General features: G+C 62.8%; 17 protein-coding genes and 1 tRNA gene. 4 read left to right on the top strand and 14 right to left on the bottom strand.

Annotation, left to right across the window (positions count from 1 at the left end):
* Window position 1: 1 nt before the first annotated feature.
* Complete coding sequence (locus tag PZL22_RS20580) at window positions 2-250, bottom strand: hypothetical protein (RefSeq protein WP_003530174.1); 249 nt, start codon at window positions 248-250, stop codon at window positions 2-4.
* 151 nt (window positions 251-401) lie between these two features.
* On the opposite strand from PZL22_RS20580, the gene PZL22_RS20575 reads away from it, so the two are divergent.
* Window positions 402-923 carry a GcrA family cell cycle regulator gene (locus PZL22_RS20575; RefSeq protein ID WP_003530176.1) on the top strand — a complete coding sequence of 174 codons (522 nt, stop codon included), beginning with the start codon at window positions 402-404 and terminating at the stop codon, window positions 921-923.
* Window positions 924-1,018: 95 nt separating this feature from the next.
* Here PZL22_RS20575 and phoB read toward each other — a convergent pair whose 3' ends face one another.
* From phoB to phoR, 7 genes are all read right to left on the bottom strand, one after another.
* Entirely contained in the window at window positions 1,019-1,702 is a 684-nt protein-coding gene (phoB, locus tag PZL22_RS20570; RefSeq protein WP_003530178.1) for a phosphate regulon transcriptional regulator PhoB, read from the bottom strand.
* Between the two features lie 110 nt (window positions 1,703-1,812).
* Window positions 1,813-2,526, bottom strand: coding sequence for a phosphate signaling complex protein PhoU (gene phoU, locus PZL22_RS20565; RefSeq protein ID WP_003530180.1), 714 nt, complete (start codon window positions 2,524-2,526; stop codon window positions 1,813-1,815).
* An 86-nt stretch (window positions 2,527-2,612) separates the two neighbouring features.
* Complete coding sequence (gene pstB / locus PZL22_RS20560) at window positions 2,613-3,428, bottom strand: phosphate ABC transporter ATP-binding protein PstB (RefSeq protein ID WP_003530182.1); 816 nt, start codon at window positions 3,426-3,428, stop codon at window positions 2,613-2,615.
* Between the two features lie 13 nt (window positions 3,429-3,441).
* Window positions 3,442-4,764: a phosphate ABC transporter permease PstA gene (pstA, locus tag PZL22_RS20555; protein ID WP_003530184.1), complete on the bottom strand. Its 1,323-nt coding sequence runs from the start codon at window positions 4,762-4,764 to the stop codon at window positions 3,442-3,444.
* Complete coding sequence (gene pstC / locus PZL22_RS20550) at window positions 4,761-6,245, bottom strand: phosphate ABC transporter permease subunit PstC (protein ID WP_003530186.1); 1,485 nt, start codon at window positions 6,243-6,245, stop codon at window positions 4,761-4,763. Before pstC ends, pstA begins: the two co-directional genes overlap by 4 nt.
* 91 nt (window positions 6,246-6,336) lie before the next feature.
* Entirely contained in the window at window positions 6,337-7,371 is a 1,035-nt protein-coding gene (locus tag PZL22_RS20545; RefSeq protein WP_003530188.1) for a substrate-binding domain-containing protein, read from the bottom strand.
* A 194-nt stretch (window positions 7,372-7,565) separates the two neighbouring features.
* The gene (phoR, locus tag PZL22_RS20540) at window positions 7,566-8,828 is read right to left on the bottom strand and encodes a phosphate regulon sensor histidine kinase PhoR (protein ID WP_003530190.1); all 1,263 of its coding nucleotides are present in this window, start codon (window positions 8,826-8,828) and stop codon (window positions 7,566-7,568) included.
* A 213-nt stretch (window positions 8,829-9,041) separates the two neighbouring features.
* On the opposite strand from phoR, the gene ppk2 reads away from it, so the two are divergent.
* Window positions 9,042-9,944, top strand: a complete 903-nt coding sequence (gene ppk2 / locus PZL22_RS20535) for a polyphosphate kinase 2 (RefSeq protein ID WP_284718550.1) — start codon at window positions 9,042-9,044, stop codon at window positions 9,942-9,944.
* 17 nt (window positions 9,945-9,961) lie between these two features.
* Here the strand turns inward: ppk2 and PZL22_RS20530 are convergent, their stop codons facing one another.
* Window positions 9,962-11,122, bottom strand: coding sequence for a hypothetical protein (locus PZL22_RS20530; RefSeq protein WP_003530192.1), 1,161 nt, complete (start codon window positions 11,120-11,122; stop codon window positions 9,962-9,964).
* A 392-nt stretch (window positions 11,123-11,514) separates the two neighbouring features.
* Between PZL22_RS20530 and PZL22_RS20525 the strand changes: the two genes are divergently transcribed.
* Window positions 11,515-12,525 carry an NAD(P)H-dependent flavin oxidoreductase gene (locus PZL22_RS20525; RefSeq protein WP_015007133.1) on the top strand — a complete coding sequence of 337 codons (1,011 nt, stop codon included), beginning with the start codon at window positions 11,515-11,517 and terminating at the stop codon, window positions 12,523-12,525.
* A gap of 76 nt (window positions 12,526-12,601) precedes the next feature.
* Window positions 12,602-12,677: transfer RNA gene (locus tag PZL22_RS20520), tRNA-Thr, on the top strand.
* Between the two features lie 150 nt (window positions 12,678-12,827).
* On the opposite strand, the gene PZL22_RS20515 is transcribed toward PZL22_RS20520, so the two are convergent.
* The 5 genes from PZL22_RS20515 to PZL22_RS20495 all read right to left on the bottom strand — a co-directional run bounded on the left by PZL22_RS20515 (window position 12,828) and on the right by PZL22_RS20495 (window position 17,269).
* On the bottom strand, window positions 12,828-13,625 hold the full coding sequence (locus PZL22_RS20515) for an extracellular solute-binding protein (protein ID WP_284718549.1): 798 nt from the start codon (window positions 13,623-13,625) through the stop codon (window positions 12,828-12,830).
* A gap of 150 nt (window positions 13,626-13,775) precedes the next feature.
* Window positions 13,776-14,717, bottom strand: coding sequence for a phosphatidate cytidylyltransferase (locus PZL22_RS20510; RefSeq protein ID WP_003533397.1), 942 nt, complete (start codon window positions 14,715-14,717; stop codon window positions 13,776-13,778).
* A 7-nt stretch (window positions 14,718-14,724) separates the two neighbouring features.
* Window positions 14,725-15,336 (bottom strand): lysophospholipid acyltransferase family protein, encoded by a 612-nt coding sequence (locus PZL22_RS20505; protein ID WP_003533398.1) that lies wholly within the window; start codon window positions 15,334-15,336, stop codon window positions 14,725-14,727.
* On the bottom strand, window positions 15,333-15,998 hold the full coding sequence (locus PZL22_RS20500; RefSeq protein WP_003533399.1) for a CDP-alcohol phosphatidyltransferase family protein: 666 nt from the start codon (window positions 15,996-15,998) through the stop codon (window positions 15,333-15,335). Before PZL22_RS20500 ends, PZL22_RS20505 begins: the two co-directional genes overlap by 4 nt.
* 95 nt (window positions 15,999-16,093) lie before the next feature.
* Window positions 16,094-17,269: an AI-2E family transporter gene (locus PZL22_RS20495; protein ID WP_284718548.1), complete on the bottom strand. Its 1,176-nt coding sequence runs from the start codon at window positions 17,267-17,269 to the stop codon at window positions 16,094-16,096.
* Window positions 17,270-17,366: the final 97 nt, after the last annotated feature.

The following is a 17,366-nucleotide window of genomic DNA, read 5'->3' as shown; positions in this document are numbered from 1 at the left end:
TTCATTCCGGCGGCGGCATCGGACCGTTCGGCCCGATAAAAATCAAAAATGCCGCCTTGCGGCGGCGACAGGCACTATTCCCATTTCGCACCGCGATGTCAACAAAACCAAGGTTTGCAGGCGCTTTGCGGATACCGATTCCGAAGCGCGAAAAAATCGCACTCTGGGACTTGCAAAAATGCAACGCTCCGACAGCAAGTTGGGGAAAACCGCGAAATCGATTCGGCGCGATTCCGGCGACTCTTGCCACGGAGTCACCCTGCCGGTAGGTTAACATTCAATTACTAGACGCATGCGGCGGACCTAGTCACCAAAAGTATTATCGCGTTGAATCTTCGGGTTTTTCCCGGAGAGCGGTGACGGATTCCGCCATCCCAACGCCGAGAACGGGGAGTGCAGAGATGAACTGGACTGACGAGCGGGTCGAGAAACTGAAGAAGCTGTGGTCGGAGGGCCTGAGCGCCAGCCAGATCGCGGCGCAGTTGGGCGGCGTCAGCCGCAACGCGGTCATCGGCAAGGTTCATCGGCTGAGCCTGCCCGGGCGCGCCAAGGCCGGCGGAAGCACGGCCGCTGCAGCCCGCCCCAAACGGGCGACGTCTGCCCCGCGCGCACCGAACTACGCTGCGCGTTCCGTAACCCGCACCGTGACCCGCACGGCCGGCGCGACCGCGCTCAAGGAAGAGCTCGCAGTCGACCTGACGATCGACCAGGAGCTGCAGATCGACAGGAATATCGTCCTGCCGATGTCGCGGCGGCTGGAGCTCACGGAGCTTACCGAACGCACTTGCAAGTGGCCGATCGGCGACCCGCTCAAGGAAGAGTTCCACTTCTGCGGCAACGACTCCCCGGAAGCCTCTCCCTATTGCACCTTTCATGCCCGGCTGGCCTACCAGCCCTCTGCCGAGCGCCGGCGCATGCGCTGAGGCGCCTTGCTCATTCCGCTCTGGATGCACGACGAAAAATGGGGCCGGAAAGGCCCCTTTTTTCTTTGCCATGCCGTAAGCCGGCACCTTCGGTCTCAGCTCTCCAGCGAATAGCCCGCGCCGCGCACCGTCCGGATGACGTCGGGCATGTTGGAGAAGTTCAGTGCCTTGCGCAGACGTCCGACATGGACGTCCACGGTCCGTTCGTCGACATAGATGTCGTGCCCCCAGACACCGTCCAGGAGCTGTGAACGGGAGAAGACGCGCCCCGGTGAGGACATGAGAAATTCCAGCAGCCGGAACTCCGTCGGGCCGAGGCGCACTTCGCGGCTGCGGCGGTGGACGCGGTGCGTCTCCCGGTCGAGCTCGATATCGCCGCAGCGCAGGAGCGTCGACAGAACCTCGGGCTTGGCGCGCCTGAGCATAGCCTTGACCCTCGCCATCAGTTCCGGCGTCGAGAAGGGCTTGACGACGTAATCGTCGGCCCCGGTGGCAAGGCCCCGCACGCGCTCGCTCTCCTCGCCGCGCGCCGTCAGCATGATGATCGGCAGGCGCTCCGTTTCCGGCCGCTGGCGCAGCCTGCGGCAGAGCTCGATGCCGGAAACCCCGGGCAGCATCCAATCGAGGATGAGAAGGTCGGGCAGGCGCTCCTGCAGGCGGATCTCCGCCTCGTCGCCGCGAAGGATCGTATCGACCTCGAAGCCTTCTGCCTCGAGATTGTAGCGCAGGAGAACGCTTAGGGCTTCCTCATCTTCGACTACGGCAATCTTCGGCAACATTCAGTAGGACTCCTTCCTACGCACGACAGCCGTCATGCCGCCGCGCACGGTGGTAGGCCGCGCCAAAGCGGCCGGAACAAATTCTGCATAGGCCCGGATGCCGGGCGATCTCAGTCCGTCACGGAACCCAATGTCGACGTCATGTCGTCCTTCGGCCGTTCGCCCTGCGGCTGGGCGCCTGTCGCCATGTAGTAGATCGTTTCGGCAATGTTGGTCGCGTGATCGCCGATACGCTCGATGTTCTTGGCGCAGAAAAGAAGATGCGTGCAGGGCGTGATGTTGCGCGGATCTTCCATCATGTAGGTCAGCAGTTCCCGGAACAGAGAAGTGTAGATCGCGTCGATCTCTTCATCGCGTTCGCGAATGCTGTTCGCCTTTTCCGGCGAACGGGAGGCGTAGACGTCCAGGACTTCCTTCAACTGAACGAGCGCGAGCTCGGCCAGGTGTTCGAGGCCGCGCGCAAGCTTGCGCGGTATGCCCGAACCGGCGACGGCAATCACGCGCTTGGCGGTGTTCTTGCCGAGATCGCCGACGCGCTCCAGGTCCGCGGCGATACGGATCGAACCCATGATCTCCCGTAGATCCGAGGCCATGGGCTGGCGTTTGGCAATGGTGACGATCGCCTTTTCGCCGATCTGCCGTTCCGCGTCGTCCAGAATGGTGTCGTCGGAGATAACCTTCTGGGCGAGAGCAAGATCGGAATTGACGAGCGCACGGACGGAGTCCGCGACCATCTGCTCGGCAAGACCGCCCATCTCGGAGATGCGGCGCGTGAGATACTTCAACTCTTCGTCGAAGGCGGACATGATGTGTGCGTGAGACATATTCGTTTCCTCGGGAGACCCGCTGTTCTGAATGGCTCGGTCGATCTTAAACCGGGAGGGACGGAAAAGCGCCGCCCCTCTCGCCATCAGCCGAAGCGGCCCATGATGTAGTCCTGGGTGCGCTGATCGTCCGGGTTGGTGAACATTTTGTCGGTATCGTTCTCCTCGACGAGATTGCCGAGATGGAACATGGCCGTGCGCTGCGACACGCGCGCCGCCTGCTGCATCGAGTGGGTGACGATCACGATCGTGAAATTCGCCCGCAGTTCGTGGATGAGTTCCTCGACTTTCGCGGTCGCGATGGGATCGAGCGCCGAGCAGGGCTCGTCCATCAGGATGACTTCCGGGCTGACCGCGACGGCGCGGGCGATGCAGAGGCGCTGCTGCTGACCGCCGGAAAGTCCGGTGCCCGGCTCCTGCAGCCGATCCTTCACCTCGTTCCAGAGCCCGGCCTTCTGCAGGCTCGTTTCCACGACCTCGTCGAGTTCGGCCTTGGTGCGTGCCAGGCCATGGATGCGCGGCCCGTAGGAGACATTGTCGTAGATCGACTTCGGGAACGGATTGGGTTTTTGGAACACCATGCCGACCCGGGCGCGCAGCTCCACCACGTCGATCGACGGATCATAGATATCGTCCTCGTCGAGCGTGATCTTGCCGGTCACGCGGCAGTTCTCGATCGTGTCGTTCATGCGGTTCAAAGTGCGCAGAAACGTCGATTTGCCGCACCCTGAGGGACCGATCAGCGCCGTGACCGTGTTCTCGCGGATGTTGAGGTTGACGTCGAAGAGCGCGCGCTTTTCGCCGTAATAGACCGACACATCATTGCCGATCATCTTGTAAGGCACCGTATTCATTTTCTGGTCAAGAGCCTTTTCGACTGCAGCTTCCGACATGATGTTCATAGTCCTTACCCCACTACCAGCGACGCTCAAAGCGACGCCGCAAGAGAATTGCCCCGAGATTCATGAAGATGAGAAAGATCAGGAGGATGATGATCGCTCCGGACGTACGCTCGACGAAGGCACGCTCTGCCTCGTTCGCCCACATGTAGATCTGCACCGGCAGCGCCGTGGAGGGCTCCAGCGGCGACCCCGGAAAGTCGACCACGAAGGCGACCATGCCGATCAGAAGCAGCGGCGCCGTTTCGCCCAGCGCATGGGCGAGGCCGATGATCGTGCCGGTCAGGATGCCGGGCATGGCAAGCGGCAGCACGTGATGGAAGATGGTCTGCATCTTCGATGCGCCGAGGCCGAGTGCGGCGGAGCGGATCGACGGAGGCACTGCCTTCAGGGCCGCCCTGGTAGCGATGATGATCGTCGGAAGCGTCATCAGCGTCAGCACGAAGGCACCGACGAGTGCTGCCGAGCGCGGCATGCCAGCGAAGTTGACGAAGACAGCAAGCCCGAGGAGGCCGTAGACGATGGACGGTACGGCCGCCAGGTTGTTGATGTTCACCTCGATCAGGTCCGTCAGCCGGTTTTTCGGCGCAAACTCCTCGAGATAGATGGAGGCGGCGACGCCGATCGGCAGCGACAGAACGAGCACGATCAGCATCATGTAGAGCGAGCCGAGAAGGGCGACGCCGACACCCGCCGCTTCAGGCCGGCTCGACGCGCCGAAGGTGAAGATGCCGGTGTTGAAGCTCTTCTTGAGCACGCCGGCCTCGGCAAGTTGGTTCATCCATGCGACCTGCTCATCCTTCACCTTGCGTTTGGTTTCGTCGACCGACAGGTCGATCTGCCCCTTGAACGCGGAATCGATGTTCGCCTCGGCAAGCAGCGTGACGGGGATCGTCCTGCCGATGACCGACGGATCGGCGACGACGATGTCACGCAGCTGCGTCCGGGCGCTGGCGGAGACCATATCGGCCGCCTGCTTCACCAGCGGCCGCTTCGACGGATCGAGGCCGAGCTGCTTTACCAGGGCCTCGCGCACGAGCAGCGGATAGTTGGCGGTATAGAGTTGCTTCGGATCGGTCGCCCGTTCGTTCTTCGGATCGATCACCTTCTCGGAAAACTCGATCGGCAACGTGATCGTCGTCTGCTGGAAGGCGGTATAGCCCTTCGAAACGACGCTCCAGAGGAGAACCGCGAGGAAGAACAGACCGATGGCGATGGCGCTCATTCCGAAGGCACGGAAGCGGCGCTCCGCCGCATAGCGGCGCTTGATGCCGATATCGCGTCGGCTTGCGGCAGGTCGGGTGGAGACCCTTACCGTCGGGGAGGCAAATTCGGTCATTCGTACTGTTCCCGATATTTGCGCACAATGTAGAGCGCGTAGATGTTGAGGCCGAGCGTGATGACGAAGAGCGTGATGCCGAGCGCAAAGGCGACCAGTGTCTGCGGCGAGGTGAATTCGAGGTCGCCCGTCAGCTGATTCACGATCTTGACCGTCACCGTGGTCATCGGCTCTAGGGGGTTCAATTGCATGCGCGCCGCGACACCGGCAGCGAGCACGACGATCATCGTCTCGCCCACCGCGCGCGAGGCCGTCAAAAGCAGCGCGCCGACAATGCCGGGAAGTGCTGCCGGCAGGATCACCTTCTTCACCGTTTCCGAGCGCGTCGCACCGAGGCCGAGCGAGCCGTCACGCAGCGCCCGCGGCACCTGGGTGATGATGTCGTCGGACAATGAAGAAACGAACGGGATGAGCATGATGCCCATGACGATGCCGGCGGTGATGACGCTCTGGGCCTGAATGAAGTTCTGGTAGTTGCCGGTGACGAGACCGTTCAGTTGCGCGGAGATGTCGCGCAGGAAAGGTCCCACAGTGACCAGCGCGAAGAAGCCGTAGACGATCGTCGGGATGCCGGCGAGCACTTCCAGGAGAGGCTTGGCCGTGGAACGCAGCCGCGGGCTTGCATACTCGGCCATGTAGATGGCGGCGAAGAGCCCGATCGGCACCGCGAACAGCATCGCCACGAAGGCGATATACAGGGTGCCGGCAAGCAGCGGCAGCAGGCCGAACTGGCCGGAGGCGCCACCGCTTCCGGCCGCAGCGAAGCGCGGGTCCCAGACCGTGCCGAAGAAGAACTCAAAGGGCGACACCATGGTGAAGAAGCGGCCCGCCTCCGAGAGCATCGAGGCGACGATGCCGACCGTCGTGAGAATGGCTATGGACGAGGCGACGATGAGCGAGCCGAGCATGACGCGCTCCACCCGATTGCGGGCACGGAAACGGACGTCGATATTGCGGATCGCATAGAGTCCGCCGGCAACGGAAACGAGCAGCACGACGGCACTCATCAGCCAGCGGCTGTATTGCCGCATCGCATTGAACTGCTGGGCGGACTGGACCATGTAGGGCTCGCCCTCGCCGGCAAGCGCCACGCCCTTGGAGGCCAGGACTTCCCGCATGTTGGTCGAACGGTTCTCGATAGCAGCGAGTTCGTCCGCACTCAGGCGCTCGAAGCCCGCGGCCACGGACTTGACCTGACCGAGCGCGAGTTGAACGGTGGCTGCCCCCTGGTTCTGGACCGGCTCCGGAAGAGACGAACGAACGGTGTAATCGATATAGATCGGAGCGGCGATGAGCCATACCGCAAGCAGAAGAAGAGCCGGCAGCATCGCCCAGATGGCGACGTAGCTGCCGTGATATCCGGGCAGGGAATGCAGGCTGGCGAGCTTGCCTCCGGACCGGGCGAACGAGCGGGCGCGGCCGGCAAGAAACGCAATGAAACCGATCAAAGCGATGATCAGGAGAAGGAGCGAAGTACTCATCGGCACGTCTCCGCGACAGGCTTGTCGTAAGCCCCGGCAAATTCGAAAAGAATGCGGCTCCGGCGCTGCGAAGCGCCGGAGCCTGTCATGATCAGAGCAGGTTGCCTGCCTCGAAGGACGTGCGGATTTCCTCACGCTCGGCGTCCGGAGCGGCGACGAGGCCGTATTCGGCGAGCGGGCTGTCGGGGCCGATCATCTGATCGTCAACGAAGAATTCGACATATTCCTTGAGACCCGGAATTACGCCGATGTGAGCCTTCTTGACGTAGAAGAACAGCGGGCGGGAAACCGGATACTCGCCGGAAGCGATCGTCTCGGTCGAGGGGACGATGCCGTTGACGGTCGCGACCTTCAGCTTGTCGGCGTTGTTTTCGTAGAAAGAGAGGCCGAAGACGCCGATGCCGTTCTTGTTCGAAGCGATGCGCGCCAGCGTTTCGGTGTAGTCGCCGTCGATGTCGACGGCCATGCCGTCCTTGCGTACGGCCACGCACTTGCTGAACTGCTGTTTTTCATCGCTGACGGCAGCCTTGATGACGTCCTGAGCGCCGGAGTCCTTGCAGCCGGCAGCAAGGATCTTCTCTTCGAAGACTTCGCGCGTGCCGTGCTTCTCGCCCGGAATATAGGCGGCGATTTCGGCGTCCGGCAGCGAAGCGTCGACTTCCGACCACTTCTTGTAAGGATTGGCGACGAGCTTGCCGTCGACGACGATTTCGGCGGCGAGCGCCTTGTAGAGGTGCTCCGGCTTCAGGGTGAGGTCGGCATTGCCGGCGTCGGTGGCGAAGACGATGCCGTCGTAGCCGATCTTCACTTCCTGGATCTCGGTCACGCCGGCAGCCTTGCAGGCCTCGACTTCGCTGTCCTTGATCTTGCGGGAAGAGTTGGCGATATCGATCGTGTCTTCACCGACGCCCTTGCAGAATTCCTTCAGGCCGGCAGAGGAGCCGCCGGACTCGACAACCGGCGTCTTGAAGTCGGGGAACGTCTCGCCGAAGTTCTCGGCAACGATCTTGGCATAGGGAAGAACGGTCGAGGAGCCGGCGACCTGAATCTGGTCGCGAGCCGCTGCAACGCCCGCGAAGGCGGCGGATGCAACCAGCGCCGCTACAGTGAGTTTAAGAGATTTCATGAATGTTCTCCCGGAATGGGCTTGTGTTGGTGCGCCAGGGTTCAGCGCTCTCTTCGCCGTTTCATCGGCCGCCCCTAGTTAGCCGCCGATGGCTACAGCTTTTATGTCAGTTCGGTGAAACATTTATGACAGCCTAACATGCTGAAAATGCGGCGTGATTTTCTCGGCGCAACATTTCAGCGCGGCGTCGTGTGTCAGAAGCGGACCTTGAAGACCGTGCCCTTCCCCACCTCCGAATGGATGAGCAGGCGGGCGCGGTGACGCGTGAGGATATGCTTGACGATCGCAAGGCCCAGGCCGGTGCCTTTCTTCGACCGGCTCGCCTCGACATTGACCCGGTAGAAACGCTCGGTGATGCGCGGGACGTGCTCGGCAGGTATTCCCGGGCCGTGGTCGGTGACCGTCACCTCCGCCTGGTGACCATTCCCGCCGGTCAGCCGCACATCCACCTGCTTGCCTTCCTGCCCGTATTTGCAGGCGTTTTCGATCAGGTTTTCGAAGACCTCCACCAATTCGTCCCGATCCCCCTGGACGAAAACCGGAGTCTCCGGAACCTCCAGCGCGATCGTCACGTCGAGTTCGCCCGCAAGCGGCGCCAGGCTGTCACGCACGTGTCCGAGCAGCGGCCCGAGATCGACGGCATCGTCCGGCGCGATGTGCGACTTCAACTCGAGGCGCGACAGCGACAGGAGGTCGTCCACGAGCCGGCTCATGCGTGTGACCTGCTCGTGCATGATGCCGAAGAATTTTTCCTGGGCCTTCCGGTCGTCGCGGGCAGGGCCTTGCAGTGTCTCGATGAAGCCGCGCAGCGATGCGAGCGGCGTGCGCAGCTCATGGCTGGCATTGGCGACGAAGTCGGAGCGCATCCGGTCGATGCGGCGGGCCTGCGAGATATCGCGATAGGTCAGCAGGAAGATGCGTCGGCCGGAAACGTCGGAGCCGATGTCCACGGGCGCGACGCGAACCACGTAGACCGCCTCCGAAGGCAGCCTTTCCGCATGCTCGATCTGGTTGACCTTGCCTGTCGCGATCGTCTCGCGCACCATGTCGAGAATGCCGGGCGAACGGACGCGGGCGGAAAGGTAGCTGTCCTGGGGGATAGTCCCGAAGGCCTTCTCTGCGGCGGCGTTCTGGAAGACGACGGTCTCGTCGGCCGCCACGACGAGCACCGGCATGTCGAGCGCGTCGAGCAGGGGAGCAAGCGGGTCGGTCTTGGTTTCCACGGCAGCGCCGACGCTCGCCGGCGCTGTCTGGACGGGCGGCGCTCCCCGGTTGAGGATGGCCGCGACGAGCACGATCCAGAAGGGCAGGACGGCCAGCGGATGGATGCCCGCGAGTGCGGCGAGGAAGGCGAGCACGACGGACAGGCCGAGAAGCCCGCGCTCCGCCTTCAACCTCGGCAGCAGGCTGCGCCAGAACACCTTCGCGCCATCCAACACGATATCCTCGTTCCTCAATTCGCTGCCTCCTGCACCTCGACGACTGCTGCTGATCCAGCCAGCGGCTCGGATGTCGCAGAAGTGAGGACAACCGCCTCAAAGCCTCCTTCCGAATCCGGCCATAAGGGCGCAGAGATAGCGTTGCTTCATGACATGATTTTCACGACATGCTTGAATCCGCAATGTAATTATGGCCTCCTCCGGAGAAATCGAGCGAGCGGGAGGAAGCAGATGGCACTCGACGACGCACCGGCCGAAGCAAGGCGGGGGAGCCGGGCGGTCGAACTGGAGATCGACGGCAGAAGCCGCATCTTCGACATCGACGATCCGGACCTGCCGAAATGGATCGACGAGGAGGCCTTCCGCTCCGACGATTATCCCTACAAGAAAAAGCTCGATCGGGAGGAATACGAAGAAACGTTGACGAAGCTGCAGATCGAACTGGTCAAGGTCCAGTTCTGGATGCAGGCGACCGGCAAGCGCGTGATGGCGGTCTTCGAGGGACGCGACGCTGCCGGCAAGGGTGGTGCGATCCACGCGACGACGGCCAATATGAACCCCCGCTCCGCGCGCGTCGTCGCACTGACGAAACCGACGGAGACCGAACGGGGCCAGTGGTACTTCCAGCGCTATGTCGCAACCTTCCCGACCGCCGGCGAGTTCGTCCTATTCGACCGCTCCTGGTACAACCGCGCCGGCGTCGAACCGGTCATGGGCTTTTGCACCCCCGACCAGTACGAGCAATTCCTTAAAGAGGCGCCCCGCTTCGAGGAGATGATCGCGAACGAAGGCATCCATCTCTTCAAGTTCTGGATCAATATCGGCCGGGAAATGCAACTGAAGCGCTTCCATGACCGGCGCCACGATCCGTTGAAGATCTGGAAGCTTTCGCCGATGGACATCGCGGCGCTGAGCAAGTGGGACGACTACACCGGAAAACGCGACCGTATGCTGAAGGAAACGCACACGAAGCACGGGCCATGGGCGGTCATCCGCGGCAACGACAAGCGCCGCTCCCGGATCAACGTGATCCGCCACATGCTGACGAAGCTCGACTATGACGGCAAGGACGAGGCGGCGATCGGAGAGGTCGACGAAAAGATCCTCGGCTCCGGCCCCGGTTTTCTCAGGTGATTCCGACGCGCTGACGATCAGCCGCCCGGCTGCACCCGGATCGCAAAGAGATCGAGGCTGTTGCCGCCGCCGCTGAGATCGCTGTTGATCACCAGTTTTCCAGGGCTGCTGGGTGCCGAGCCGCGCTCGAAATTGACCTTCAACAGCATGTCGACCCGCTCGTCGTGCACGGTGAAGCGGTGCCGGCCGCAGTCGCCGAGAGTTGAGAAATCGCATTCGACCGAGAATTCGGTCGCCTTGCCGGGGGCCGCCTGAACCGTCAGGGCGAGTGTCGACGACTTGCCCGACAGCTGGGCAAGGACATCCGTGGGAATTTCGATCGCGACATCGCCCTCCTTGGCGGCCGCTGCTGAAATCAACCGCAGGCGCTCGCCTGCATCACCGTCGAATGGTTCCGCGCTGGCGCGCGGCCCCGGCGTTACCGCCGCAGTTTCTCCGGGAGCAAAGACCTCTATCCAATCGCCGGAGAAGCCTTCCTGGGCGCCGAGGGTCTGCAGGCCGGCCGCGCCGTCGAAATCCTCCGCATTCACCGTCGCGGGCGGATTGGCGACGCCGGTGTCCGTCGGCGGCCGGAGCAGGTCGTTCGTCTGAACCCACCAGACGGCGACCCCGGCCGCCGCGGCAAGCGTCGCGACGATCATCGCATAGGAGAAGAACCGGCTGCGCCTGCGCTTGCGCGGACGCTGGCCGGCGACGCCCACTTCGGGGGCAGACGGGGCAGGCTTGCGCACGGTTTCTATTCTTCCCTCGTCCGCCGCCGCTCTGAAAGCCGCCGGCGGACCGTCGCGTTCGGGACGCAAAGCGCCGAGCCCGCCATCCGCCTGTGCAGGCGGGCTTCCCTCCGGCTTCGACGCCGGCTCGCTCCGTGGCGCGGCGGGTGCTGGCGCTTCGGGAGCGCGCTCTACCCTATCGCCCCTTGCCTTCACCTCGCCAAGGCTCACCACCGGAGTCTGAGCGCGCTCCTTCAGGGCGGCGCGCTCTTCCATCTCGATCGCGCGAATGACCGCTTCGAGCCGCTGACGTTGCACGGAGATGACCTCCGGATCTTCGATCTGCTGCTTCTGCAGACCGTTTTCCAGCGCCTGACGCGCCGACTGATAGATGCGCGCCCGGATCTCCGCATTGCTTCGATCCGATCTTTCCAGCGCATTCCTGATCGCTGTCTCAAGTCCGCTCACGTCAAATCCTTCTGCGCGAAGTCTTCCGGTTGCCGCAATGCGTGGCCGGATGTGCCTTTCTCGCGACGAGCCCCGCCTCTTCCCGTCACACGCCGTTGGTTTTATTAAGGATTGGGTAACCGCTGCATTGCGAATCTGCAAGTGCAGCCGCGACTTCGGCCGGTGTTCCCCAGGGAAAACATGGGCGAGCGTGGCCGAATTGCCGGAGCACGCACCGCTTTGCGGTATCGCGGCGTCTTATCGGAGGCGCAAAGGTCGCCGTTGTCTTCGGGTTGCTGCGTGTCTTTCCGAACCGATGGACTTCAGGAAGCATGCAGTAGGCAAGCGCGTCCGTTGCTGCTATCAGTTTTGACGTTTACGAGAACGTCAAAGTTGGGATGGAGATTTTTTCGATGTCGTTGCCGCCAATCCTTTCCGGGAAAACGAGGCTGCCGGTCATAGGGGCGCCGCTTTTCATCGTCTCGCATCCCCGGCTGACGATCGCACAATGCAAGGCCGGCATCATCGGCGCCTTTCCGGCGCTCAACGCCCGCCCGCAATCGCAGCTCGACGAATGGCTGGCGGAAATCACCGAGACGCTGGCCGATCACGATGCCAGACACCCCGAGCGCCCGGCGGCACCCTTCGCGGTGAACCAGATCGTACACAAATCGAACGCCCGGCTCGAACAGGACCTGATGCTTTGCGTCAAGTACAAGGTTCCGATCGTCATCTCCTCGCTCGGGGCCGTGCCGGAGGTGAATGCCGCCATCCATTCCTATGGCGGTGTCGTTCTCCACGACGTCATCAACAACCGCCATGCGAATTCCGCGATCCGCAAGGGCGCAGACGGGCTGATCGCAGTCGCGGCAGGCGCAGGCGGCCATGCGGGAACCCTCTCGCCCTTCGCGCTCGTCCAGGAAATACGCGCCTGGTTCGACGGGCCGCTTCTGCTCTCGGGCGCGATCGCCACCGGCGACGCAATCCTCGCGGCGCAAGCGATGGGCGCCGACATGGCCTATATCGGTTCCCCCTTCATCGCCACGGAAGAGGCCCGCGCGAGCGCCGCCTACAAGCAGATGATCGTCGACAGCAACGCCGCCGATATCGTCTATTCCAATTACTTCACCGGCATTCACGGCAATTACCTTAGAGCGTCGATCCTTGCCGCCGGAATTGACCCGGCCAACCTGCCGGAAGCCGACCCCTCCAAGATGGACTTCGGCACGGCAACGGAAGGCGCCAAGGCATGGAAGGACATCTGGGGCTGCGGCCAGGGGATAGGCGCCGTGCGCGAAGTCGGCACCGTCGCCCGCCTTGTCGACCGGCTGGAACAGGAATACGACGCCGCACGCGCACGCCTCGGCTTCGCTTCCAGTGCCGAAGGGCGGCCGGCCCAGGAATTTTCAAGTTCTCGAAACTGATGGCTTGAAATCTCGCCGCTTTGCGTTTATCAGCGCCTCACATTCGTTCCGCGGCTTTCGCGGAACCGCCCCAAGGGCCGCTTTAGCTCAGTCGGTAGAGCACATCATTCGTAATGATGGGGTCACGTGTTCGAGTCACGTAAGCGGCACCATTTTTCTGGAACTCGCAGCCCGAGGAATCGGAAGACTCGGCAATTCGCCGATGTTGGCTGGGCAGTAATCCCGACGGCGCGTGCCGCCGGGCGTTTTCGGAAGCTCGATCACTTCGCTGTTTCGATGATCGTATTCCCCCAGATATAGGGTCAGCGTACCCAACCTTCACGGGACATGATCTTCTGCGCCTCATCGGAGATCAGATAATCCAGAAACGCCTTTGCCTCGGGATCGGCATCGGGGGCCAGGGCCACGCTGAGGTCGCGCCATATTGCGCGATCGCTCGACAGCGGCACCGCCTCCAGGGTGTCGGGGTTCGAAAGCGGCCAATTCGGCCAGGTGATCCAGGCGTCTGCATCCAATGCTTTGAACGCCTTGAGGCTTGCGCCGGAGCCCTGTTCGAAAGCGACGATGTTGCTGCGGAAGGCCGCGACATCCTCCAGCCGGCCAAGACGCCCCGCGATATCCTCCCACACACCCGTCCCCGACGTGTTGGCGACGCCGGCTCCTTCGGTTACGACGATTTTCGTCCCTTCCGCCAGAAGGTCCTCGAATTTCATGATCCCCTTGGGATTGCCCGCTTTCACCGTAATGACTGCCGGACGAAGGTATATCGGCTCGACCTGATCCGATGAGAAGCCCTTATAGGTTTCGAGAAAAGCGGTCATCGCCTGTTCGGACGTGCCCCAGATGACATCCGCATCGCCCTGCGCCTTTTTCGACCATGTCTTCTCCGGTCCGGCGGTGATTTCGACCTTGCGGCCCGTCTCCTTCGTCCAGACATCCGCGACTTTCCGGATGGCGGTGTGCGGACCGCCCGCACCGTAAAGACGGATCACCCCGTCCTGTGCATCGCGGCTGATCGAAGGGTCATGGAGTGCGGTATCCTGCGCCGAAGCAGGCATGGCAAGGACAGTCGTCAGAACAATCAGAACTGCAATTCGCACGGGCTTCTCCTTGTTGTCCGTAGTTGACCGCCACATCATTCAATGGGCTGAAGCGGCAGGAGAAACGACTGTTCGAAGGGCGCAATTCTTCCCTCAAGGAGGAACACGAAACCGTGATCCGCCGTCATACCAGAGCGGCATTTCACCGTCTCACGTATAAAAATACCGCGTCAGGTGGAAAAAAACCGGCGCCGCGAAGCTCAGCGAATCCATGCGGTCGAGCACGCCGCCATGGCCGCTGATCATCGAGCCCCAGTCCTTTACGCCCATCGAGCGCTTCACCGCCGAGAGCGCCAAGCCGCCGAGGAAGCCCATGGCGACGATGGCGAAGGCCATCGCGGCCGCCTCCAGCGGCGTGAAGGGCGTTATCCACCACAAGGCCGCGCCGGCAGCCACGGCCGAAAGCCCGCCTCCGGCAAGTCCCTCGACCGTTTTCGAGGGGCTGACGACCGGTAAGACCTTCGTCCGGCCGAAAAGCTTGCCGAAGACATACTGCATGACATCGCTGAACTGCGCGATGGTGATGAAGAAGAAGAGCAGCAGGAAGCCTTCGCCCGGCCGGCCGGGGATGTCGAGCGTCAGCAGGGCCGGTGCGTGGCTGATGCAATAGACGGTCAGCATCAGGCCCCACTGGATTCGCGAGACGCGCAACAGGAACTGTTCCGTGTCGCCCTTGAGCGCGGAAAGGCTCGGCAGGAGGAGGAAGCCGTAGACCGGTATCAGAATGGTGAAAAGCGCATACCAGTCGATCGAGATCAGCCAGTATTGCAGCGGCAGCAGAACGTAAAAGGAAGCAACGAGCGGCAGGTGATCGGCGGCACGCGTCGGCGTCAGCGAGACGAACTCGCGCAGCGTGTAGAAGGAGGTGAGAGCAAAGAGCACGAGCGTGACGCCGCGACCGAGAGTGAAACTCACCGCGAAGATGGCGATCATCACCCACCATGCCCTGATACGGGCATTGAGATTGTCGATCGTCGCCCGCCCCGTTTCGGACGTCGCGCGGCGCGCCAGCACGAAGCCGATCAGCGATGCCGCTCCGAGAAGAGCGGCTATGCCGGCAAAGAGGATAAAGAGTTTGTCGTTCAAGGACATGGCGGCCTCATCCGATGGGCTCCGGCGCAAGTGCGGCGACCGCTGCGCGGGCGCGTTCCAGAAAAGCCTCTTTCTCTTCGCCGGCGTGGTGCGCGACCGGCGGTCCGAAACGCACCGTGCAGCTGATCGGGACGGGCAGAAAGGTTCCCTTGGGAAAGGCGCGCGAGGGATTGTCGAGATAGGTCGGGATCAGTTCCACGTCGGGAAATTCCTGCGATAGCCAGTAGAGCCCGCTCTTGAACGGCCCCGGCAATCGCTCGCTGCCGCGCGTGCCCTCCGGGAAAAGAATGAGCGACTCGCCCTCGCAGAGCACGTTGCGCAAGGGTGCCAGAGCCGCTCCGGGCGGCCCCTGCGTCGAGCGCTCGACGAGCACGCCATTCAGCACTTTGAGCCCGATATGACGCCTCACGGCCCCCCTGCCCCAATAGTCCGCCGCGGCGATCGGATGCGTCGATGCGCGCAACGCACGCGGCAGCGCCGACCAGATCAGCAGCGTGTCGAGATGGCTCGAGTGATTGGCGAAATAGATGCGCTGGCGCATTTCCGGCCGCGAGCCCATCCAGTGCGCCTGTCCGCCGACGATGAACCGCGTGAGGCCGATCAGTGCCAGGTCGATCACGGATTCGCGCCTTCCCGAATGCGCGAGACGATGGCCCTGGTGCGGGTCGCGCATGTGAGAAGCGCGCCGGCAAGGATGATCCACGCCGTGGCGTAAAGCACGAGACGCTCTGTCATCAGAAATGCTTCCCCGAATGCCAGCACGCAGGCGAGACTCATCAACGCCATGCGGTGCTGCTTCGCCATGGGACCGCGGAAGTCCTGAGCCTGGCGGAGCGATCCGCCGAAGACGCGCACATAGGCCGTCAAGGCGGCCGCAAGCGCCCCCGCCCAGCCGAGCCATCCCGCGCCGGCGGCATAGCCGAGTGCAACGATGAGCAGGGTGTCGGCGACCCGGTCGGGAAACTCGTTGTAGAGCGCTCCGACCGGGGAACCGCGCCCGCCCTCGACCGCCACCATGCCGTCGAGAAGATTGCACAGGAGGCGCAACTGGATGGCGGCGAGCGCCACGGGATAAAGGAACGGCCAGCGGGCTGCAGAAAGGAGGGCCGCCGCCCCCAATGCGGCAAACACGACGCTCGCGAGCGAGATCTGGTTGGGCGTGACCGAAGTCTTCAGAAGCAACGCCGTCAGGCGCCGCGCGAAGCCGCTGTCGCGCGCTGCGATAGGGCGCCGATCCGCGGCCGGCCCGTCTGCGTCTTCGCCGTCAGGTGCGACACTCATGTTCGAGAGGTACGGCCTACAAATTAAGGATTGCAGTCTGTCTTAAAACAACTTCCATGCAAATGCCATACGGCCGCGTTGCCCCCGGTTCCGTCTCACTTGGCGGAAATATTCACCCTGGATATCCCGTTGACGGGCGGCTCCGGCTGGCTCGTCACCTCGCGCAGCCATTCGCGCCAGATGGCAACGAGCAGCGCCATCAGTACCGGACCGACGAAGAGACCGAGAAATCCCATCGTCTTGACGCCGCCGATCAGGCCGAAAAACGTCGGCAGGAAGGGCAGCTTGATCGGGCCGCCGACGAGCCTCGGCCGCAATGTCTTGTCTACGATGAAGAGCTCCGTCGTACCCCAGGTGAAGAGCGCGATGCCATGGACGGGCGAGCCGCTTGCGACGAGATAGACCGAGACCAGGGTGAAACAGAGTGGGGCGCCGCCCGGAATGAGCGCCATGATGCCGGTGAGGATGCCGAGCGTGACCGGCGACGGCACGCCGGCGAGCCAATAGGCGACACCGAGCACGATGCCTTCGCCGATCGCGATGATGCCCATGCCGGTGACGGTCGAGCTGATCGTAAGGGGCACCACGCGCGACAGCCTCTCCCAGCGCATCGGGAAGATCCGTTCGCCGAGATGGTCGAGCTGCTTCGAAAAGGACTGGCCGTCGCGATAGACGAAGAAGAGCGTGATCAGCATGAAAAGGAGCGTCAGGAAGGACTGGAAGGCGGAGGCGCCGACCACGAGCACGCCGCGATAGATATTGCCGATATTGGAGCCGCTGACGAGTTGCACCAATTCCCCGAGAGCGCCGGGGTGACCGACATATTTGACCCATTGTTCGCCGAGCCAGGCGCCCACGGCCGGGATCGTCGCCAGCCAGGCAGGCGCCGGCGCGCCGTTCGCATTGGTCGCAACCGCCCAGACGAGCCAATCGCGCACCTCGTCCACGGCATAGATCGCGGCGAGCGAGATCGGCACGACGATAAAGGCGACGACAGAAATGATGGCGATCGTCGCGGCAAGCGTGCGGTTTCCGTTCAGGCCCTGAAGCAGCCGCCAATAGATGGGCCAGCTCGCAAAGCCGATGACCACCGCCGCAAGCACCGGCACGAGGAAACCATGAAAGAAATAGACGCCGCAAAGCAGAATGAGAACGAGCAGCCACCGGGCCGCCGAAATCGGCACGACGAGGGCGGAGCGTGAATGGGCCGGCTGCCCGAAAAGCCGCGGCTCCACGGGAAGGTTCTCTCGATCGCGATTGCCCAATTGCACCAATTCTCCTCCGTCTCTTCGAACCTTACAACAAACCCGCAACCTTGCCAGCCCGTTCCGCTCCGCTGGACGCGGTTTCCGGCGCAATGATGGCGGC

The organism is Ensifer meliloti (assembly GCF_030064585.1).
Taxonomy (GTDB): domain Bacteria; phylum Pseudomonadota; class Alphaproteobacteria; order Rhizobiales; family Rhizobiaceae; genus Sinorhizobium; species Sinorhizobium meliloti.
The sequence above is the reverse complement of the archived record's forward strand: the minus strand, read 5'-3'. Positions and strand labels throughout refer to the sequence as shown.

What these genes read in the sequence shown, in the direction of transcription:
- PZL22_RS20575 (WP_003530176.1), top strand. Translation starts at nt 402, where the DNA reads ATGAACTGGACTGACGAGCGGGTCGAGAAACTGAAGAAGCTGTGGTCG.
- phoB (WP_003530178.1), bottom strand. Translation starts at nt 1,702, where the DNA reads ATGTTGCCGAAGATTGCCGTAGTCGAAGATGAGGAAGCCCTAAGCGTT.
- phoU (WP_003530180.1), bottom strand. Translation starts at nt 2,526, where the DNA reads ATGTCTCACGCACACATCATGTCCGCCTTCGACGAAGAGTTGAAGTAT.
- pstB (WP_003530182.1), bottom strand. Translation starts at nt 3,428, where the DNA reads ATGAACATCATGTCGGAAGCTGCAGTCGAAAAGGCTCTTGACCAGAAA.
- pstA (WP_003530184.1), bottom strand. Translation starts at nt 4,764, where the DNA reads ATGACCGAATTTGCCTCCCCGACGGTAAGGGTCTCCACCCGACCTGCC.
- pstC (WP_003530186.1), bottom strand. Translation starts at nt 6,245, where the DNA reads ATGAGTACTTCGCTCCTTCTCCTGATCATCGCTTTGATCGGTTTCATT.
- PZL22_RS20545 (WP_003530188.1), bottom strand. Translation starts at nt 7,371, where the DNA reads ATGAAATCTCTTAAACTCACTGTAGCGGCGCTGGTTGCATCCGCCGCC.
- ppk2 (WP_284718550.1), top strand. Translation starts at nt 9,042, where the DNA reads ATGGCACTCGACGACGCACCGGCCGAAGCAAGGCGGGGGAGCCGGGCG.
- PZL22_RS20525 (WP_015007133.1), top strand. Translation starts at nt 11,515, where the DNA reads ATGTCGTTGCCGCCAATCCTTTCCGGGAAAACGAGGCTGCCGGTCATA.
- PZL22_RS20510 (WP_003533397.1), bottom strand. Translation starts at nt 14,717, where the DNA reads ATGTCCTTGAACGACAAACTCTTTATCCTCTTTGCCGGCATAGCCGCT.
- PZL22_RS20500 (WP_003533399.1), bottom strand. Translation starts at nt 15,998, where the DNA reads ATGAGTGTCGCACCTGACGGCGAAGACGCAGACGGGCCGGCCGCGGAT.